This is a genomic window from Streptomyces sp. NPDC047886 (assembly GCF_043204435.1).
Lineage (GTDB): Bacteria > Actinomycetota > Actinomycetes > Streptomycetales > Streptomycetaceae > Streptomyces.
Window position 1 is genome coordinate 1,254,587 of the sequence record NZ_JBIDCF010000001.1, and the last position, 18,837, is coordinate 1,273,423.

The 18,837-nt window shown below is 72.0% G+C and carries 16 protein-coding genes and 1 other RNA gene; 3 read left to right on the plus strand and 14 right to left on the minus strand.

Annotation, left to right across the window (positions count from 1 at the left end):
• Nucleotides 1–178: 178 nt before the first annotated feature.
• Nucleotides 179–1,519 carry a UDP-N-acetylglucosamine 1-carboxyvinyltransferase gene (gene murA, locus ACGF5U_RS05500; protein WP_392713113.1) on the plus strand — a complete coding sequence of 447 codons (1,341 nt, stop codon included), beginning with the start codon at nucleotides 179–181 and terminating at the stop codon, nucleotides 1,517–1,519.
• Nucleotides 1,520–1,873: 354 nt separating this feature from the next.
• On the opposite strand, the gene ACGF5U_RS05505 is transcribed toward murA, so the two are convergent.
• The 9 genes from ACGF5U_RS05505 to ACGF5U_RS05545 form a co-directional block, all read right to left on the minus strand.
• Nucleotides 1,874–2,155, minus strand: a complete 282-nt coding sequence (locus tag ACGF5U_RS05505) for an HU family DNA-binding protein (RefSeq protein ID WP_017237029.1) — start codon at nucleotides 2,153–2,155, stop codon at nucleotides 1,874–1,876.
• A 320-nt stretch (nucleotides 2,156–2,475) separates the two neighbouring features.
• Entirely contained in the window at nucleotides 2,476–3,909 is a 1,434-nt protein-coding gene (locus ACGF5U_RS05510; RefSeq protein WP_392713114.1) for an NAD-dependent malic enzyme, read from the minus strand.
• Between the two features lie 464 nt (nucleotides 3,910–4,373).
• The gene (locus ACGF5U_RS05515; protein WP_392713115.1) at nucleotides 4,374–6,674 is read right to left on the minus strand and encodes a HelD family protein; all 2,301 of its coding nucleotides are present in this window, start codon (nucleotides 6,672–6,674) and stop codon (nucleotides 4,374–4,376) included.
• 128 nt (nucleotides 6,675–6,802) lie between these two features.
• Nucleotides 6,803–7,615: an anti-sigma factor family protein gene (locus ACGF5U_RS05520; protein WP_392713117.1), complete on the minus strand. Its 813-nt coding sequence runs from the start codon at nucleotides 7,613–7,615 to the stop codon at nucleotides 6,803–6,805.
• The gene (locus ACGF5U_RS05525; protein ID WP_392713118.1) at nucleotides 7,612–8,205 is read right to left on the minus strand and encodes a sigma-70 family RNA polymerase sigma factor; all 594 of its coding nucleotides are present in this window, start codon (nucleotides 8,203–8,205) and stop codon (nucleotides 7,612–7,614) included. The genes ACGF5U_RS05520 and ACGF5U_RS05525 overlap by 4 nt, the downstream gene beginning before the upstream one ends.
• A gap of 70 nt (nucleotides 8,206–8,275) precedes the next feature.
• Entirely contained in the window at nucleotides 8,276–8,938 is a 663-nt protein-coding gene (locus tag ACGF5U_RS05530) for a CGNR zinc finger domain-containing protein (protein ID WP_392713218.1), read from the minus strand.
• Between the two features lie 145 nt (nucleotides 8,939–9,083).
• Nucleotides 9,084–10,229, minus strand: coding sequence for a uroporphyrinogen-III synthase (locus tag ACGF5U_RS05535; protein ID WP_392713119.1), 1,146 nt, complete (start codon nucleotides 10,227–10,229; stop codon nucleotides 9,084–9,086).
• 75 nt (nucleotides 10,230–10,304) lie between these two features.
• Nucleotides 10,305–11,636, minus strand: coding sequence for a nitrate/nitrite transporter (locus tag ACGF5U_RS05540; RefSeq protein ID WP_392713121.1), 1,332 nt, complete (start codon nucleotides 11,634–11,636; stop codon nucleotides 10,305–10,307).
• A gap of 268 nt (nucleotides 11,637–11,904) precedes the next feature.
• On the minus strand, nucleotides 11,905–12,864 hold the full coding sequence (locus ACGF5U_RS05545) for a LysR family transcriptional regulator (protein WP_392713124.1): 960 nt from the start codon (nucleotides 12,862–12,864) through the stop codon (nucleotides 11,905–11,907).
• An 84-nt stretch (nucleotides 12,865–12,948) separates the two neighbouring features.
• On the opposite strand from ACGF5U_RS05545, the gene ACGF5U_RS05550 reads away from it, so the two are divergent.
• Nucleotides 12,949–14,268 (plus strand): MFS transporter, encoded by a 1,320-nt coding sequence (locus ACGF5U_RS05550; RefSeq protein WP_392713126.1) that lies wholly within the window; start codon nucleotides 12,949–12,951, stop codon nucleotides 14,266–14,268.
• Nucleotides 14,269–14,334: 66 nt separating this feature from the next.
• Here ACGF5U_RS05550 and ssrA read toward each other — a convergent pair.
• The 5 genes from ssrA to ftsE form a co-directional block, all read right to left on the minus strand.
• Nucleotides 14,335–14,704, minus strand: a transfer-messenger RNA (tmRNA) gene (gene ssrA / locus ACGF5U_RS05555).
• 125 nt (nucleotides 14,705–14,829) lie between these two features.
• Nucleotides 14,830–15,309 carry an SsrA-binding protein SmpB gene (smpB, locus tag ACGF5U_RS05560; RefSeq protein ID WP_392713127.1) on the minus strand — a complete coding sequence of 160 codons (480 nt, stop codon included), beginning with the start codon at nucleotides 15,307–15,309 and terminating at the stop codon, nucleotides 14,830–14,832.
• Nucleotides 15,310–15,327: 18 nt separating this feature from the next.
• Nucleotides 15,328–16,548 (minus strand): S41 family peptidase, encoded by a 1,221-nt coding sequence (locus ACGF5U_RS05565; RefSeq protein WP_392713128.1) that lies wholly within the window; start codon nucleotides 16,546–16,548, stop codon nucleotides 15,328–15,330.
• 67 nt (nucleotides 16,549–16,615) lie between these two features.
• Nucleotides 16,616–17,533, minus strand: a complete 918-nt coding sequence (gene ftsX, locus ACGF5U_RS05570; protein WP_392713129.1) for a permease-like cell division protein FtsX — start codon at nucleotides 17,531–17,533, stop codon at nucleotides 16,616–16,618.
• A 41-nt stretch (nucleotides 17,534–17,574) separates the two neighbouring features.
• On the minus strand, nucleotides 17,575–18,264 hold the full coding sequence (gene ftsE / locus ACGF5U_RS05575) for a cell division ATP-binding protein FtsE (protein WP_392713131.1): 690 nt from the start codon (nucleotides 18,262–18,264) through the stop codon (nucleotides 17,575–17,577).
• A gap of 271 nt (nucleotides 18,265–18,535) precedes the next feature.
• Between ftsE and ACGF5U_RS05580 the strand changes: the two genes are divergently transcribed.
• Nucleotides 18,536–18,730, plus strand: a complete 195-nt coding sequence (locus tag ACGF5U_RS05580) for a hypothetical protein (protein WP_392713132.1) — start codon at nucleotides 18,536–18,538, stop codon at nucleotides 18,728–18,730.
• Nucleotides 18,731–18,837: the final 107 nt, after the last annotated feature.

Here is an 18,837-nt window from a genome sequence, read left to right on the forward strand (position 1 = left end):
GCGCCCCCGGCCCGCCCCGGCCGAAAGCGGACGGTAACCCTCCGCGAGGTGTGAGAAACAGAGGGTGTTGTGCCCAATTCATTACGATCCCATGGCCCCCTCGGCCTTACGGGGCAGGGGTGGAAGCCCCTTACCCTTTTCCCTGGCCCCTGCCCGCACACTCCGGAACGCGAGATTCATGACCGGCACAGACGATGTACTGCTTGTCCACGGCGGAACCCCGCTGGAGGGCGAGATCCGCGTCCGCGGCGCGAAGAACCTCGTGCCCAAGGCGATGGTCGCCGCTCTGCTCGGCAGCGGTCCGAGCCGACTGCGCAATGTGCCCGACATCCGTGATGTCCGGGTCGTACGCGGACTGCTCCAGCTGCACGGGGTGACCGTCCGCCCGGGTGAGGAACCCGGCGAGCTGGTCATGGACCCCACGCACGTCGAGTCCGCGAACGTCGCCGACATCGATGCCCACGCCGGGTCGTCGCGCATCCCGATCCTCCTCTGCGGCCCGCTGCTGCACCGCCTCGGCCACGCCTTCATTCCGGGCCTCGGCGGCTGCGACATCGGCGGCCGGCCCATCGACTTCCACTTCGAGGTGCTGCGGCAGTTCGGCGCGAAGATCGAGAAACGCGCGGACGGCCAGTACCTGGAGGCCCCGCGGCGGCTGCGCGGCACGAAGATCCAGCTGCCGTACCCGTCCGTGGGCGCGACCGAGCAGGTGCTGCTGACGGCGGTGCTCGCCGAGGGCGTGACGGAACTCGCGAACGCGGCCGTCGAGCCCGAGATCGAGGACCTGATCTGCGTCCTGCAGAAGATGGGCGCCATCATCGCGATGGACACCGACCGGACCATCCGGATCACCGGTGTCGACACGCTCGGCGGCTACACGCACCGGGCGCTCCCCGACCGCCTGGAGGCGGCGTCGTGGGCGTCGGCCGCGCTCGCCACCGAGGGCAACATCTATGTGCGCGGCGCCCAGCAGCGCTCGATGATGACGTTCCTGAACACCTACCGGAAGGTGGGCGGCGCCTTCGAGATCGACGACGAGGGCATCCGCTTCTGGCACCCGGGCGGCTCGCTCAACGCGATCGCCCTGGAGACGGACGTGCACCCCGGCTTCCAGACGGACTGGCAGCAGCCGCTGGTGGTGGCCCTGACGCAGGCGGCGGGCCTGTCCATCGTCCACGAGACGGTGTACGAGTCCCGGCTCGGCTTCACGTCGGCGCTCAACCAGATGGGCGCGCACATCCAGCTGTACCGGGAGTGCCTGGGCGGCTCGGCCTGCCGCTTCGGCCAGCGCAACTTCCTCCACTCGGCGGTCGTGTCGGGCCCGACGAAGCTCCAGGGCGCCGACCTGGTCATCCCGGACCTGCGCGGCGGCTTCTCGTACCTGATCGCCGCCCTGGCCGCCCAGGGCACGTCCCGGGTGCACGGCATCGACCTGATCAACCGCGGCTACGAGAACTTCATGGAGAAGCTGACGCTGCTCGGCGCGAAGGTAGAACTCCCCGGCACGGCAGCCGTCTGACCGGTCCGGCGAACACCCCGGCACGGCAGCCGTCTGACCGGTCCCGGCCGGGGGTCCGGGGGTCGCCCCCCCCGGGAAAACACAGCATGGAGAAGCTGACGCTGCTCGGCGCGAAGGGAGAACTCCCCGGCACGGCAGCCGTCTGACGGGACGCCACCTTCCGTACGCCGTACGGCCGGTGCCGCGAGCTCGACCACGGCCCCCGCACCGCACAGGTGGGGGCCGTGGTCGTTCGTGGGGGCGGGCCGCGTGGGCGGGAGGGGCTCGAAAGCGCGCACGAGGCCCGTGGGCGGACAAACGGAAGGGCGGCCACCCCCTGACAGGGTGGCCGCCCTTCTCGCGCGCCTGAGGGGCTTACTTGCCCTTGGCGGCTTCCTTGAGCTTGGAGCCCGCGGAGACCTTCACGCTGTAACCGGCCGGGATGTTGATCGGGTCGCCGGTCTGCGGGTTACGAGCGGTGCGAGCGGCACGGTGGGTGCGCTCGAAGGTCAGGAAGCCGGGGATGGTGACCTTCTCGTCGCCCTTGGCGACGACCTCACCGACGGTCTCGGCGAGCGCGGCCAGCACGGCGTCGGCGTCCTTGCGGGTCACCTCGGCGCGGTCGGCCAGGGCGGCCACCAGCTCACTGCGGTTCATGTTGTTACTCCCGTGTTCTTCTTGCCTGTGAGGCGTGAGATCGAAGCCGATGCTGCCAGGGTCCTTGGACAGTCCCCGGACCCGGGTCTGCTGTCAGACCCTCGCGCCCGAATACGCATCCTGCCCCCACCAGCGGCGGGAAAGCCAATCCGGCACCCTCCGGAGTCACACGAAAAGCGCCACGACCTCGCCGTGGTGACGCCCGGTCGGCTCCGTCGAGACGCTCCGCAGTCGGCCACGGAGCCGAATCGCCACCCTAAGGGCGGGTCGGTACCGTCGCGACCTGCGACGCGCCGGGGGTACGGCGGACGTGAACGCGATCACACCGCCGTCGGATCGGCGGCGGCCGCGCCCGCCGCCTTCGCGGCGGTGCGCACGGCACCGGCCACGGCGCCCGCGACCTTCTCGTTGAAGACCGAGGGGACGATGTAGTTCGCGTTGAGCTCGTCCTCGGTGACGACGTCCGCGAGCGCGGTCGCCGCCGCGAGCATCATGTCGGTGTTCACGGTGCGCGACTGGGCGTCGAGCAGACCGCGGAAGACGCCGGGGAAGACCAGGACGTTGTTGATCTGGTTGGGGAAGTCGGAGCGGCCGGTGGCCACAACTGCCGCCGTCTGGCGGGCGATTGCGGGCTCGACCTCCGGGTCGGGGTTCGCGAGCGCGAACACGATCGCGTCGTCCGCCATGGCGGCCACGTCCGCGCCGTCGAGGACGTTGGGGGCGGAGACGCCGATGAAGACGTCGGCGCCGACGACCGCCTCCTTGAGCGTGCCGGTGACGCCCTCGGGGTTGGTGTTGTCGGCGATCCAGCGCAGGGCCGACTCGGGCGCGGCGTCCACGAGGTCGGTACGGCCGGCGTGCACGACGCCGTGGATGTCGGCGACGACGGCGTGCTTGACGCCCGCCGCGATGAGGAGTTTGAGGATGGCCGTACCGGCGGCGCCGGCACCGGACATGACGACCCGCACGTCCCCGATGGCCTTGCCGACGACGCGCAGCGCGTTGGTGAGCGCGGCGAGCACCACGATGGCGGTGCCGTGCTGGTCGTCGTGGAAGACCGGGATGTCGAGGGCCTCGCGCAGCCGCGCCTCGATCTCGAAGCAGCGCGGTGCGGAGATGTCCTCCAGGTTGATGCCGGCGAAGCCGGGGGCGATCGCCTTGACGATCTCGACGATCGCGTCGCTGTCCTGGGTGTCCAGGCAGATGGGCCAGGCGTCGATACCGGCGAACCGCTTGAACAGGGCGGCCTTGCCCTCCATGACGGGCAGGGCGGCCTTGGGGCCGATGTTGCCGAGGCCGAGCACGGCGGAGCCGTCCGTCACGACCGCGACGGAGTTGCGCTTGATGGTGAGGCGGCGGGCGTCCTCGGGGTTCTCGGCGATCGCCATGCACACGCGGGCCACGCCCGGGGTGTAGACCATGGAGAGGTCGTCACGGTTGCGGATGGGGTGCTTGGACGCCATCTCGATCTTGCCGCCGAGGTGCATCAGGAACGTACGGTCGGAGACCTTGCCGAGGACGACGCCCTCGATGTCGCGGAGCTTGCCGACGATCTCGTCGGCGTGCGCAGTGGAGGTCGCCGCGATGGTGACGTCGATCCGCAGCTTCTCGTGGCCGGATGCGGTCACGTCGAGGCCGGTCACGGAGCCTCCGGAGGACTCCACGGCCGTCGTGAGCTGGGAGACCGCGGTTCCGCTCGCGGGCACCTCCAGCCGGACCGTCATCGAGTACGAGACGCTGGGCGCCGTTGCCATGGCCGAGTTCCTCTGCTTTCCCTAGCTTCGTTGCTACGCCGCGCCGGCGGTGGCCGTGCGGCGCCCTCCGATGGTCGCACCTACCTGCGAGTAGCAGGTAATACGGTCTTTGAGTTTTCGGAAACTCTTTTCCACCATACGAGAAACATGGGGATAGCGGAAGGCCGACGCCCCGAGAGCGGGCCTGAAACACGACGACGGCGGGTCCGCCCCTCCGGAGAGGGACGGACCCGCCGTCGTCTGGTCACACGCTGTGGGTGGCACCGGCCCGCCATGCTCGCCTCGCGGCAAGTGGTCGCTCGAAGCGACGAAGGTTGGGCCCGGGGGCTTGGATCGAGCCGGTGCCGTACCCAGGCTAACAAACGACCCCCGTACGCGATTCCCGCATCGCCGGATCACTCGCCGGATCACTCGCCGGATCAGACGCGGATCAGACGCGGATCAGACGCGGATCACTCGCCGGATCAGTCCCGGAGCAGGTCCGGAACGCCGTCCGCGTCGGGCTCGTCCCGCCGCCCCGACACCACCGTGAGCTCCTGTGTGGCTCGGGTCAGCGCCACGTACAGGACCCGCAGGCCGGCCGGCGACTCGTCGGCGATCTCGGCCGGGGACACGACGACCGTCGCGTCGTACTCCAGGCCCTTCGCCTCCAGGCTGCCCAGCGCCACCACCCGGTCGCCGAGCCCGGCCAGCCAGCGCGCCGCCTGCTCGCGCCGGTTCATCGCCACGACGACGCCCACCGTGCCGTCCACGCGCTCCAGCAGCCGCCGCGCCTCCTCCCGTACGAGCTGCGCGAGGTCCCCGTCGCCGACCGCCACGAAGCGCGGCTCCAGGCCCGTCGAGCGGACCGCGCGCGGCGGCTCAGCGCCCGGCATGGCCAGGGCGAGCACCCTGGCGGCCACCTCGGCGACCTCGGCCGGGTTCCGGTAGTTCACGGTCAGCTCGAAGCGGCGGCGCGGCCGGGTGCCGAGCGCCTCGTCCCGCGCCTCCGCCGCCTCGTCCGGCACCGACCAGGACGACTGCGCCGGGTCGCCGACGACCGTCCAGGTGGCGTGCCTGCCGCGCCGGCCGACCATCCGCCACTGCATCGGCGTGAGGTCCTGCGCCTCGTCCACGATGACGTGGGCGTACTCGGTGCGCTCCCGGGCGAGCCGCTCCGCGCGCTCGCGCTGCGACTCCTCCCGTACGGGCATGAGCTCCTCCAGGCCGGTCAGCTGGTCCAGCGGGTCGAGCTCGCGCTTCTTGCGGGGGCGTGCCGGGGCGCCGAGCAGCGTCTGGAGCTCGTCCAGGAGCGCCACGTCGTGCACCGAGTACGCCTCGCGCCGCAGTGAGCGGGCCAGCCGCCGTACCTCGCCCGGGTTGAGGATCCGGCGGGCCCAGCGGCCGAGCCGCTTCTCGTCCGCCATGGCGGTGAGGACGCCGCGCGGGGTGAGCTCGGGCCACCAGGCGTCGAGGAACGCAATGAAGCTGTCCTCGGTGGAGACGTCCTCGTCGAAGGAGGACCGCAGCTCGGCGGCGAGTTCCGGGTCGCCGAGCGACGACGAGGCGTTGCGGGCGGCGGCGCCCGACTTGGCGTACAGGGCGTCGAGGAGGAGCCGGCGGGCGCGCGGGCGCAGCAGGTTGACGGGGGCGGTGCCGCCGAGCGCGCTGTGGCGGACGCGCTGGAGCTCGTCCGCCTCCAGTTCGACGCGCCGTCCCGAGGCGACGACCCGCAGCCGCTCCGGGGCGTCCCCGAGCTCCAGGGCGCCGCGCGCGGCCTTGCGCAGCACCTTGAGCATCCGCGACGAGCCCTTGACGCGGGCGACGGCCGGGTCGTCGTACGCGGCGGCCTCGACGCCGTCGACGAGGCTGCCGACCGCGCGGATGGCGACCTGGCCCTCCTCGCCGAGCGACGGCAGGACGCCCTCCGTGTAGGCGACCAGCAGGGGCGTCGGCGAGACGATCAGGATGCCGCCCGCGTACCGCCGCCGGTCCTGGTAGAGCAGGTAGGCGGCGCGGTGCAGCGCCACGGCGGTCTTGCCGGTGCCGGGGCCGCCCTCGACGTAGGTCACGGACGCGGCGGGGGCGCGGATCACCAGGTCCTGCTCGGCCTGGATGGACGACACGATGTCCCGCATGGTGTGGCCGCGGGCCTGGCCGAGCGCGGCCATCAGGGCGCCGTCGCCGATGACGGCCAGTTCGGTGCCGCCGAGGGTCGCGGTCAGCTCGGGGCGCATCAGGTCGTCCTCGACGCCGAGGACCTTGCGGCCCTTGGAGCGGATGACGCGGCGGCGCACGACCCGGCCGGGGTCGACCGGGGTCGAGCGGTAGAACGGCGCGGCGGCGGGGGCGCGCCAGTCGATGACGAGGGGGCTGTAGTCGGCGTCGAGGACGCCGATACGGCCGATGTGCAGGGTCTCGCCGATCTCCGCGGTGTTGTCGGGCCGTACGGCGTCGTCGGCGGGCTCGACGGAGGTGTACGCGCCGTCGGGGCCCCGTACACCGTCCTTGCCGCGCAGCAGGTCGATCCTGCCGAAGAGGAAGTCCTCGTACTCGCTGTTGAGCCGGTTCAGGTGGATCCCGGCCCGGAACACCTGGGCGTCGCGCTCGGCGAGCGCGCCGGGCGTGCCGACCTGGCCGCGCTTGGCGGCGTCGCGCATGAGGAACTCCGCCTCGTGGATCTTCTCCTCGAGACGTCGGTACACCTGGTCCAGATGATCCTGTTCGACACCGATCTCGCGGTCCCGGATCGTGTCGACCACACCGCCGGCTTCCTTCGCGGCCACCGAGACCCCCTTCTGACGTGCACTGGGCAGCCGTCGAGCGTACGCCAAGGGGGCCGCGATGTCAGGCGCGGGTCGGTGCGGGCGGGGCGACGGGGGGGTGACGGCGGCGTGACGGGGCCGTCCGGGTGTCAGGCGTCCACCTCCACGAGACGCTGCCCGTCGAACGTACGGACCTCGAAGTGGTCGATGTCGTCGCGGTCCATCGCCGCGCCGCCGTGGACGTACAGGGGGTTCTTCGACGCCTCGTTGGGGCTGTCCGCGATGCCGTAGCCCCACTTCGGGACCGCCCAGGAGGTGACGACCTCCTCCTCGCCGGTCTTGGAGACGGCGACGAGACGGCACTTGAGGGGCCCCTTGACGTTCTTGAGCTCCAGGACGGCGTGGGTGCCCCAGCCCTTCCTCTCCAGGCCGACGGTGGCGCTGACCCTGGTCGTCGCGTCCGTCGCCCGGATCTTCTCGTCCATGTGCTGGAAGAAGGCGTCCTCCGCCGGGCTGGTCGGGTGCGGGTCGCGGAGCGTCTCGGCCTGGTTGCCGCGCGTGTCGCCGGAGGTGGCGACCACGGCGATCCCGGGGCCGCCGATGATCAGGGCGGCGGCGGCCGCGACCAGGTAGCGGGTGCGCCGGCGGCGCTGCGCCCGCTTGACGGCGACCTCGTCCACGAGCCGGTCCAGCATGCCGGGCCCCGGCCGGGCGGGCTCGGGCGGCGGCGGCAGGACGACGGGCCGCTCGGCGGGGCCTGGTCCTTCGGCCAGCATCGCGAGCATGGGTTCCATCCCGGCGAACTCGTCCAGCCGGGCGGCGCACAGTCCGCAGCCCGCGAGGTGCGCCTCGAAGGCGGTGGCGTCGGCATCGTCGAGTATGCCGAGTACGTACGCGCCGACGGCGTCGTGCACGGACTCGCGTTCGTACGCGGGCTCGTGCCCGTAGCCGTGCGTGGTCATGCCGATACCCCCCTTTCCTCCAGTGCGAGCTTCATGGACCGCAGTGCGTAGAACACCCGGGACCGGACCGTCCCGCTGGGTATGCCGAGCGTCTCGGCGGCCTCGTTGACCGTACGCCCCTTGAAATAGGTCTCGATCAAGACTTCCCGGTGGGCCGGGGTCAAATCGTCGAGGGCGTCGGAGAGCGTCATCAGCCACAGCGCCTTGTCGATCTCGTCCTCCGCGGGCATGACCTCCAGCGGCGACGGATCGACCTCCTGCGGCCGGGCCTGCCGGCTGCGGTGGCCGTCGATGACGATGCGCCGGGCGACCGTCACCAGCCAGGGTCTGACAGAGCCGGTCGCCCGATTGAGCTGGCCGGCGTTCTTCCAGGCACGGATGAGCGTCTCCTGTACGACGTCCTCGGCGCGCTGGCGGTCGCCGGCGACGAGGCGGAGTACGTAGGCGAGCAGGGGGCCGGCGTGTTCACGGTAGAGCGCGCGCATCAACTCCTCGTCCGGGACGGCGGTGTTGAGGCGCGACGGCTCGGCGCGATGCCGGGCCCGATGCGTCCCCCGACGGTCATCGGCCACGGCGGCATCCTTGCGCACCCGAACCTCCCCGGTCGAGACCTTGTCCGACTCCTTGCTCCCATCACTACGGACGGCGGAGCGGATCGACTCAACGGCGCGGAGATTTTTCTCGGGTTCTTCCGGCGCGGGCCCGGTGCCGGGCCACCCGCTCGCGGTTCCCGCACACTTCGCTGGAGCACCAACGGCGGCGCCTGCCACGGGAGGTGTCCAGGTAGACGCGGGCGCAGTGGTCGCCGTCGCACTGCCGCAGCCGGGCGCGCGCCGCCGGATCGGTGAGGAGTTCGACGGCGTCGCGGGCGAGCAGGGCGAGCAGGGCGCCGCAGTCCGGCGGGGTGTCCAACACCCGTACCAGGCGCCCGTCTTCGGCGCGTACGGCCCGCGGGGCGGGCGGCGCGGCAGCGGCGGCGAGGGAGTTGAGACGGGCGAGGGCCGCGGCGGTGGGGGCGCGCCGGGGGTCGGGGGCGGCCTCGGGGACGCGGCCGGGCTTGTGGTCCGGGGCGGCCTTGGGGACGCGGTCGGGGGCGCCGTCCTGGGCGGCTTGGGGGGCGAGTTCGGCGCGTACCAGCGTCTCGATGTGGCCGCGCAGTTCGCCGAAACGTTCCACCCAGTGCCTGTCGACGCCCGGCAGCGGTGTCCCCGGTGGTACGAGCCCGGCCGCCGCCAGCCACCGGGCGAGCCGCTCGGGACTCGTGGGCGGCTCGGCCATCAGGTCCAGACACCGTCGCCCGGAGTCGAACCGCCACTCGTCCATGCGCCAGTCACCGCCTCGGGTCACCGTCGGGAGCCACCGCTGCCGCGCCCGTTCCGGGCCCCCTCAGGGTGCCCGTCCCGGCGGTTCCCCGGAACCCCGCCTTCGCCGGTGGCGTCCGGGCGCGCCCCGCCGGGGCGCGCCCGTCCTACCCGTGGGCGTCCGCGTACGTGGCGTCCGCCGCCGGGTCCAGGGCGAGGCGGTAGCCGCGCTTGACGACCGTCTGGATCAGTTTCGGCGCGCCCAGGGCGGAGCGGAGGCGGGCCATCGCGGTCTCCACGGCGTGCTCGTCCCGCCCGGCGCCCGGGAGGGCGCGGAGCAGATCGGCGCGGGAGACGACCCAGCCGGGCCGGCGGGCCAGCGTGTGCAGGAGGGACATGCCGGCGGGCGGTACGGGCCGGAGTTCGCCGTCCACGAGGACCGCGTGGCCCCGGATCTCGATGCGGTGGCCCGCCACCGGGAGGGTACGGGCGCGGGCCGGGAGTTCCTGGCACAGCGACTGGACCAGCGGGCCGAGCCGGAAGCGGCCGGGCTGCACGGTGTCGATGGCGTGGGCCTGGAGCGGCACGGCGGTGACCGGTCCGACGCAGGCGGGCAGTACGTCGTGGCGCAGGGCGTCGAGCAGTTCCCGCCGCAGGCCCCGGTCCTCGGCGCGGGCGAGCAGCGACGCGGCGGCCGGGGCGCTGGTGAAGGTGACCGCGTCCAGGGTGCGGGCGACGGTGGCGTCGAGGAGCCGGTCCAGCGGTGCGAGGTCCTCGGGCGGCATCCACCGGTAGACGGGGACGACCACCACGTCGGCCCCGGCGTCCCGCAGGGCCTCCACGAACCCGGGCAGCGGTTCGCCGTGCAGCTGGAGCGCGACCCGGTGGCCGTCGACGCCCTGGTCGAGGAGCCGGTCGAGGACCTCGGCCATGGAGTCGCTGCCGGGTGACCACTCCTCGGTGAGCCCGGCGGCCCGTACCGCGCCCTTGACCTTGGGGCCGCGTGCCAGCACCTGGGTGGCGCGCAGGGCGTCGAGGAGCTTCTCGCCGTACCCCCAGCCGTCGGCCGCCTCCACCCAGCCGCGGAAGCCGATGGCGGTGGTGGCGACGACGATGTCGGGGGCTTCGGCGATCAGGTCCTTGGTGGCGGCGAGGAGCTCGGCGTCGTCGGCGAGGGGCACGATCCGCAGTGCCGGGGCGTGCAGGACCGCCGCGCCCCGGCGCTGCAGCAGCGCGCCCAGCTCGTCCGCGCGGCGGGCTGCGGTGACGCCGACCGTGAAGCCCGCGAGGGGGCCGTGCTGTTGCTCGTGCATGACGTTGGAGACTGGCAAGAGTGCGTGACAGTCTCGGTTCGCCGGGGTTTCCCCGCCGTTACGGACCATGCCCGATCACACCTCGGAGTAGCTGAGCTGCCGCTGGGCGGGCATCTCGACCGGCTTGCGAAGGTATACCGCCCATGTCACGGCCATGCAGACACCGTAGAAGAGCAGGAAGGCGACGAAGGCGGCGGTGCCGCTCCCGCCGGTCTGGAAGGACTGCCGGAAGGCCAGGTTGATGCCGAGGCCCCCGAGTGCGCCGACCGCGCCGATCAGGCCCATGGAGGCGCCGGAGAGCCGGCGTCCGTACGCGTCGGCGGCCTCGCCCTCCAGGCCGGAGGCGTACGCCTTGGCCTTGAAGATCGCGGGGATCATCTTGTAGGTGGAGCCGTTGCCGAGTCCGGTCAGCACGAACAGGGCGGTGAAGCCGACGAGGAAGACGGTGAGCGACTCGGCGAGGGAGGCGTAGACGACGACCGAGGTCGCGGCGGCCATGGCGGCGAACGTGCCGAGGGTGATGCGGGCGCCGCCGTACTTGTCGGCGAGGGACCCGCCGACGGGCCGGATCAGCGAGCCGAGCAGCGGGCCGATGAAGGTGAGCGACGCGGCCTGGAGCGGGGTCCGCCCGAACTGGGTCTGGAGGACGAGGCCGAACGCGAAGCTGTAGCCGATGAACGAGCCGAACGTGCCGATGTACAGGAACGCCATGATCCAGGTGTGCGTGGCCCGTACGGCCTCCTTCGACGCCCCGGTGTCGTTCCTGACGGGCGCGAGGTTGTCCATGAACAGCGCCGCGCAGACGGCGGCGACGACGATCAGCGGGATGTAAATGCCGAGCACGATACGGGGGTGGGTGGCGCCCGCGACTCCGATGACCGCGAGGCCGACGAGCTGGACGACCGGGACGCCGATGTTGCCGCCGCCCGCGTTGAGGCCGAGGGCCCAGCCCTTCTTGTGGAGCGGGAAGAAGGAGTTGATGTTCGTCATGGACGAGGCGAAGTTGCCGCCGCCGACGCCGGTGAGCGCGGCGACCAGGACGAAGGTCGTGTACGACGTCCCGGGCTCCATCACCGCGTAGGCGGCGCCGGTGGGCGCCAGCAGCATCAGCGCGCTGAAGACGGTCCAGTTGCGGCCGCCGAACCGGGCGACGGCGAAGGTGTACGGGACGCGGATCACCGCACCGACCAGGGTCGCCACGGCGATCAGGAAGAACTTCCCGGCCGGGTCGACGCCGTACTCCGGGCCCATGAACAGGACCATCACGGACCACAGGGTCCAGATGGAGAACCCGATGTGCTCCGAGATCACGGAGTAGAGCAGATTCCGCTTGGCGATCCGCTCGCCCTTCTCCCGCCAGAACGTCTCGTCCTCGGGGTCCCACTCTTCGATCCACCGGCCGGCCATCGCGCACCTCCACTGCTGTCAAGCCCTGAACCCGTCAGGAGCAGACGCTAGGGAGGGCGCGTTTCAGGCCGGTCATGTGAGGTGACCGGCCTGAAACCTTGCTCTCACCCGGGGCCCGGCCGCACTGTGAGCGCCCCGCTCCGCGCCCCGCTGCCGACCCGGGCGCGCCCCCGCTGCCGACCCGCTGCCGACCCGCTCCCGCCCTGGCGTGCCCAGCTCGCGCCCGGGGTCCCGGCCCCCGTGCCGCGCGGGGGCCCGCCGGTGGGGGTCAGCCGCGCATCAGCGGGGCGTCGTGCTCGGGGAACCAGGCGCCCTCGGGGATGACCAGCCAGTTCTCCCGTGCGGCGAGCTGGGCGGCGGCGGTACGCAGCGCGTCGAGCCCCGGGTGGGTCAGCCCCTTGCGCCACACCAGCGCAACCGGCGACAGCGGTACGGGGCGGACGAGCCGCCGCAGCACGGTGCCGGGCATGCCGGGGAAGTCGACGCCCGCCAGGACCGGGTTACGTGTCTTCGCCATCACCCGCCGGAACTCCTCGGCGCCTATGGCGACCGGCGCGGGCGGCGCGACCCGGATGCCGCGCCCCGAGAACAGCAGCTCGGCGAGCGCGGTCCACTCCCGGGTGCCGGGGTTGCCGGCTCCCGCGTACAGGGTCTCGCCCGCGAGGGCGTCCAGCTCGACCTCGGCGCGGGCGGCGAGCGGGTGGTCCGCCGGCAGGACGACGGCCATCGGCTCCCACCGGACGGGCTGCCAGGCGAGCCCGGCGCGGACGGTGGGCTCCAGGCCGCCGACGCGCCCGAACGACACGTCGAGCCGCCCGGCGAGGATCTCGGCGGCCGCGCCGGTCAGGCCGCTCTCGAAGCGGGCCATCAGGTCGGAGTCGGGGGCCAGCTCCCTGGCCCGCGCGAGCACCCGCGTGGTGATCATGCCTTCGGTGTTGAGGTCCACGAGGAGGGGCCGGTCCTGCTGTGCGAAGGCGGCGCGGAGCTCGTCGTACGCGGTGAGCACGGTCCGCGCGTACGGGCGGAGCCGTTCGCCGTCCGCCGTGAGCGCGACCTGCCGGGTGGTCCGGACGAACAGTTCGGTGCCGAGCTCGCGCTCCAGGCGCCGGATGTCGCGGCTGAGCGCCTGCTGGGCGACGAACAGCCGGGCGGCGGCGCGCGTGAAGTGCAGTTCGTCGGCGACGGCGGCGAAGGCGCGCAGGAGGCGGGGGTCGATGTCATGGGGCACGCGCCGAATTTACAACCAGGGTGTGTCAATGGCTGCCCACAAGGTGTTGGACCGGCGGGGCGCCCGGCCGCGAGGCTGATGCCCATGCCGCAACCGACGAAGACACCCCCTGCCGCCGTGCCCGCGACCGGCCTGCCCACGCTCGGCGTCACCGCCGACGCCCTGGTCCTGGCGCCCCGCTACACGGAACCCCGCACCCCCGCCAGGACCCGGTCCGCGCGCCCGCCGCGCAACCCGTACCTCCGGCTCTTCTCCGCGCCCGGCGCCCGCGCCTTCACGCTCGGCAATCTGATCGCCCGGCTCCCCATGGGCATGTTCAGCGTGAGCGCCGTCATCATGATCGCCGGATCGCGCGGCTCGTACGCCCTCGCCGGTGCCGTCACCGCCACGGGTCTCGCCGCGACCGCGCTGGTCGCACCGTTCACGGCCCGGCTGGTCGACCGGTACGGCCAGGCCCGCGTCGCCGTGCCCGCCACCGTGATCGCCGTACTGGGATCGCTGGCCCTGCTGCTGTGCGTACGCCACGACGCGCCCACCTGGACGCTGTTCGCCGCGTACGCCGCGACCGCGACGACACCGAACACCGGCGGCATGTCCCGCGCCCGCTGGGCCCACATCTACCGGCGCGACCCGGCCGCCGTGCACACCGCGAACGCCTTCGAGCAGGCGATGGACGAGCTGTGCTTCATGCTGGGCCCGGTCCTCGCCGCGTTCCTGTGCGCCGCGCTGTTCCCCGAGGCCGGCACCCTGATCGGCGCGGTCCTGCTGCTCACCGGCATCCTCGTCTTCGCGGCGCAGCGCGCCACGGAGCCGCCGCCGGCGCCGCGCACCACCGGCCGGGCGCGCTCGCCCCTCCGTACGCCCGGCATGGGCGGACTGCTGGCGGTGTTCCTCGCGACGGGCGCGGTGTTCGGGTCGATGGAGGTGGTCACGCTGGCGTTCGTGGACGGGCCCGCGGCGGGCGCGGTCCTCGCCGCCCAGGCGCTGGGGTCGTGTCTGGCGGGGCTCGTGTACGGGTCGGTGCGCCCCGCGCGGAGCGTGCCGCGCCGGCTGCTGGGCTGCCTCGCCGCGATGACGCTGCTCATGGGGCTGCCGCTGCTCGCGGCGGGCACGGGGTCGCTGCTCGTCCTGGCGGGCGCGCTGCTGCTGGCCGGGATGGCGACGGCGCCGACCCTGGTGACGGGGATGACGCTGGTGCAGCGCCTCACCCCGGCCGGGCAGCTGAACGAGGGCATGACGCTGGCGGTGACCGCGCTGCTCGGCGGGATAGCGGCCGGCTCGGCGGCGGGCGGGTGGACGGTGGAGCACGCCGGCGGCACGTCCGGGTACGTGGTGCCGGTCGCCGCGGCCGCGGTGGCGCTGTGCCTGGCGGCGGCGGGTACGACGAAGGCCCGGCCGCGGTGACAGTGTCACGACAGCCGGGCCTTCGCCCTCACATGGGGTCTTCCGGGCGGCAGAACCGTCCGGAACCGGTGGAGATGGCGGGAATCGAACCCGCGTCCAACGGTGCGGAACCAGGGCTTCTCCGTGTGCAGTCCGCTGCGCTTTTCTCGGCCCCGGAGATCACGCGGACAAGTCTCCGACGGGCTCAGTCACTGTTTGATTTCCTCCTGGGCCCCGCGACCGGGCTCAGAAGTTTAGTTCCCTAGCTGATGCCAGGATCCGGGTCGGGAACAGCCCCGGGCTGACACTTCGCAAGTCGCTACTTAGGCAGCGAGGGCGAAGGAATCGCGCTTGGTGTTGGCGATTATTGGTTGCGACATATGGTTTACGAGATCATTGCCGCTTCCTCGACACGCTTCCCCTGCTTCGACATCCGCTGTCGAAACCGATCATCCCCATGTTGATTTTTCAAACCTCCGGAGCGAACCCGGAGTGGTGCGCCCCCGCTGTGGGGAGCATGCGCCATCGTACGTGAACAACGCGCGACGGTGCCAGCTTATTTCCGCGCCCCCGTGCCGGGCGTCACGCCCGCTGGCGGCGCTTCACCGCGGAGATCACCCGCTCGGCCTCGCGCCGGTCCTGCTTCTCCCGCAGCGTCTGCCGCTTGTCGTACTCCTTCTTGCCCTTCGCCAGCGCGATCTCCACCTTGGCGCGGCCGTCCTTGAAGTACAGCGACAGAGGCACGATCGTGTGCCCCGTCTCCTGGGACTTGGACTCCAGCTTGTCGATCTCGGCGCGGTGCATCAGCAGCTTCCGCTTGCGCCGCGCGCTGTGGTTGGTCCAGGTGCCCTGGCTGTACTCGGGAACGTGCACGTTGTGCAGCCATGCCTCGTGCGCGTCGATCTGCACGAAGCCGTCCACGAGGGAGGCCCGCCCCTGGCGCAGCGACTTCACCTCGGTGCCGGTCAGCACGAGACCGCACTCGTAGGTGTCCATGATGTGGTAGTCGTGCCGCGCCTTCTTGTTCTGCGCGATCAGCTTGCGCCCTTTTTCCTTAGCCATAGTGCGGCCATTTTCGCACTACGCCCCGCCCCCGAGGCCACTCAATACCGTGCGGGCCCGCTCCTCGGCACCGTCGCTCGCCGCCACGTCCGGCGTGATGCCCCGGCCGTCGACGCGATGGCCGGACGGGGTGCGGTAGTGGCCGACGGTGAGTTCGGCGACGGACCCGTCGGGCAGCCGGTTCGGCATCTGCACCGATCCCTTGCCGAAGGTCCGCGAGCCGACGGTGACGGCCCTCCCCCGGTCCTTCAGCGCCCCGGTGAGCAGCTCGGCGGCGCTCATGGTGCCGCCGTCGACCAGCGCGACGAGAGGTCTGCCGGTGTCACCGCCGGGCTCCGCGTACAGCGCCTTCTCCTCGCCGTGCACGTCGTACGTGGCGACCAGGCCGCCGTCCAGGAACACGGAGGCCGCGGCGACCGCCTCGGCGACCAGGCCGCCGCCGTTGCCCCGCAGGTCCAGCAGGACGCCGGCCCCCTCGGGCGCGTCGGCGACGGCGGCGCGGATGCGGGCGCCCGAGCCCTTGGTGAACTCGGCGACCCGGATCAGTACGGTGCCGTCGTCGAGCCGCCGGACGGTGACCGCCTCCGTGGCGAGGCGCGCCCGGCGCAGCGTCTCGGTCCAGGTGCGGTCGCCCCGCTGCACGCCCAGCACGACGGCGGAGCCCGCCTCGGCGTCCGTACCGCCGCCGGTGTCGTCACCACGCAGGAGGGCGACGACCTCGGCGACGGGCAGGCCCTGGACGGCGCGGCCGTCGACGGTGCGCAGCCGGTCGCCCGGTCTGATGCCGGCCCGTTCCGCGGGGCTGCCCCGCTGGACCCGGGCCACCTCGACGTCGCCGCCCGCCGCGCGGCGGGCCCACAGGCCGACGCCGGTGTACTGGCCGTCGAGGGCCCGCTCGAACTGCGCGTACTCGCTCTCGTCGTACACCGCGCCCCAGCGGTCGCCGCTGCGGCTGACGACCTCCTGCGCCGCGTCGGTGCCGGACTTGCCGTCCGCCATGGCCTCGGCCGCCGCGCGGGCGACCTCGTCCCGGTCGGCGGTCCCGTCGCGTCCGGCGCGCCCCTCGTGGCCGACGGTGGCCGCCGCGGCGCGCGCGGCCGGGCGCGGTTCCGGCCGCCCCTCGTCGCGGGGGAGGCAGTTGGTCACGGCCGCGGCCGTGACGACCGTCGCGAAGACCAATGTCAGGGCCGCCCCGCGGCCCATGCCGCGGGGCCGGGTACAGAAAGCGGGGCCCAACATGGCGACCACTGTAGGACAAGCGAAAGGCGCCGTACGGCCGTTGGCCGTACGGCGCCAGGGGCGCTCGTCACACCTTCAGGTACTTGCGCAACGCGATCGCGGCGGCAAGGGAGGGCATCAGCAGACCGATGACGATGACGAGCGGCAGCACCGCTATCACCGCGTCCCAGCCGATGAAGTTGACCAGCGGCATCTTCTCGGACAGCGCGAGCCCGCCGTCGATCAGGAAGTAGCGGCCGACCAGCAGCATGACGCAGGCCACCAGACCGCCCAGCAGCCCGGCGAACGCGGCCTCCATGATGAACGGCATCTGGATGTAGAAACTGGACGCGCCGACCAGTCGCATGATCCCGGTCTCACGCCGTCGGCTGAACGCCGACACCCGTACGGTGTTGACGATCAGCATCAGCGCGATCACCAGCATCAGCGCCATCACGAAGAGGGCGGCGATGTTCATGCCGCGCATCATGTTGAACAGGTTCTCCAGGATGCCGCGCTGGTCCTGTACGGACTGCACGCCGTCACGGCCCGCGAAGGCGGTCGCGACCACCTTGTACTTCTCCGGGTCGTCCAGCTTGACCCGGAACGACTCCTGCATCTGGTCCGGGGTGATGACGCTCGCGATGGCGGTGTCGCCGTACTGCTCCCGGTAGTGCTTGTACGCCTCGTCGGCCGTCTCGTGGTGGACGGACTCGACGATGTCCATCTTCTCGAGGTCGGTCTCGATCTGCTTGCGCTGCTCGGTGGTCACCGCACCCTTGGCGCACTTGGTGGAGGTCTCCGCGTCGTTCTTGTTGCAGAGGAAGATCGAGACGTTGACCTTGTCGTACCAGAAGTCCTTCATCGTGCTGACCTGCTCGCGCATGAGCAGGGCACCGCCGAAGAGAGCCAGCGACAAAGCCACGGAGACGATGACGGCGAACGTCATCGTGAGATTTCGACGGAGGCCGACACCGATCTCCGAGAGTACGAACTGGGCGCGCATCGCGTGCGTTCAGCCTTTCCTTGCCTTGCCTGCTGCTCTGCTCAGTGCTGGTAGCCGTAGACGCCGCGCGCCTGGTCGCGTACGAGACGGCCCTTTTCGAGCTCGATCACGCGCTTGCGCATCTGGTCGACGATGTTCTGGTCGTGGGTCGCCATGACGACGGTGGTCCCGGTGCGGTTGATCCGGTCCAGCAGCTTCATGATGCCGACCGAGGTCTGCGGGTCGAGGTTGCCCGTCGGCTCGTCGGCGATGAGGAGCATCGGCCGGTTCACGAAGGCCCGGGCGATGGCCACACGCTGCTGCTCACCGCCGGACAGCTCGCCCGGCATGCGGTCCTCCTTGCCGCCGAGACCGACGAGGTCGAGGACCTGGGGGACGGCCTTGCGGATCTCGCCTCGCGGCTTGCCGATGACCTCCTGGGCGAAGGCCACGTTCTGCGCGACGGTCTTGTTCGGCAGCAGGCGGAAGTCCTGGAAGACCGTGCCCAACTGGCGCCGCATGTGCGGCACCTTCCAGTTGGACAGCCGGGCGAGGTCCTTGCCGAGGACGTGCACCTGGCCGTGGCTGGCGCGCTCCTCGCGCAGGACCAGCCGCAGGAAGGTGGACTTTCCGGAGCCGGAGGAGCCCACCAGGAAGACGAACTCGCCCTTCTCGATCTCCAGGGAGACATCCCTGAGCGCGGGACGGTTCTGCTTCGGATAGGACTTGGAGACGTTGTCGAATCGGATCACGGATGCACCACGGTCGGCCGGGAGTAGGTGTGCGTGACCATACGCGAAGCGGGATGCCCCGCGCAGTCGCCGTCCGGGGTTGCGACGTTTGTCCGGTTGTGCCGGGGGCAGGACCGGGGGGAATCCGGTGGGAATCCGGTGGGGCGCGCCTAAACTCCGGGGACCTGGCACAGTGGTAAGGGGAACGGTCGCGTTTCCCTGAGCGTTGTGCGGAGAGAACTGTGTGGACAGTCCGCGGTTGCGGCTCCGCCGCGCGGGAGGAGGAGAGCGCATGACCTATGACCGATTGGTGTGCGCCAACTGCGCGGCACCCGTCAACGAGGGCCGCTGCCCGGTGTGCCGGGCGAACCGCGAGCGACTCCAGCAGCAGAACCCGTGGAGCGCGCTCACGCCCGCCGCCCTGCTGGCGCTGCTCCTGCTCCTCGTGGCGGCGGCGGCCCTGCTGGCGGCCCACCAGACCGCCTGAGCGCCCTCCGGGGCCTACCAGGCGGCCGGACCGCTCCACCGCTCCCGAGAACAGCCGGAAGGGCCCGGGAACCCGCCTCTCAGCGGATTCCCGGGCCCTTCCTGTCG

Excerpts from the sequence above, each read along its gene's own strand:
- murA (WP_392713113.1), top strand. The coding sequence starts at position 179 with ATGACCGGCACAGACGATGTACTGCTTGTCCACGGCGGAACCCCGCTG.
- ACGF5U_RS05505 (WP_017237029.1), bottom strand. The coding sequence starts at position 2,155 with ATGAACCGCAGTGAGCTGGTGGCCGCCCTGGCCGACCGCGCCGAGGTG.
- ACGF5U_RS05510 (WP_392713114.1), bottom strand. The coding sequence starts at position 3,909 with ATGGCAACGGCGCCCAGCGTCTCGTACTCGATGACGGTCCGGCTGGAG.
- ACGF5U_RS05520 (WP_392713117.1), bottom strand. The coding sequence starts at position 7,615 with ATGACCACGCACGGCTACGGGCACGAGCCCGCGTACGAACGCGAGTCC.
- ACGF5U_RS05530 (WP_392713218.1), bottom strand. The coding sequence starts at position 8,938 with ATGGACGAGTGGCGGTTCGACTCCGGGCGACGGTGTCTGGACCTGATG.
- ACGF5U_RS05535 (WP_392713119.1), bottom strand. The coding sequence starts at position 10,229 with ATGCACGAGCAACAGCACGGCCCCCTCGCGGGCTTCACGGTCGGCGTC.
- ACGF5U_RS05540 (WP_392713121.1), bottom strand. The coding sequence starts at position 11,636 with ATGGCCGGCCGGTGGATCGAAGAGTGGGACCCCGAGGACGAGACGTTC.
- ACGF5U_RS05550 (WP_392713126.1), top strand. The coding sequence starts at position 12,949 with ATGCCGCAACCGACGAAGACACCCCCTGCCGCCGTGCCCGCGACCGGC.
- smpB (WP_392713127.1), bottom strand. The coding sequence starts at position 15,309 with ATGGCTAAGGAAAAAGGGCGCAAGCTGATCGCGCAGAACAAGAAGGCG.
- ACGF5U_RS05565 (WP_392713128.1), bottom strand. The coding sequence starts at position 16,548 with ATGTTGGGCCCCGCTTTCTGTACCCGGCCCCGCGGCATGGGCCGCGGG.
- ftsX (WP_392713129.1), bottom strand. The coding sequence starts at position 17,533 with ATGCGCGCCCAGTTCGTACTCTCGGAGATCGGTGTCGGCCTCCGTCGA.
- ACGF5U_RS05580 (WP_392713132.1), top strand. The coding sequence starts at position 18,536 with ATGACCTATGACCGATTGGTGTGCGCCAACTGCGCGGCACCCGTCAAC.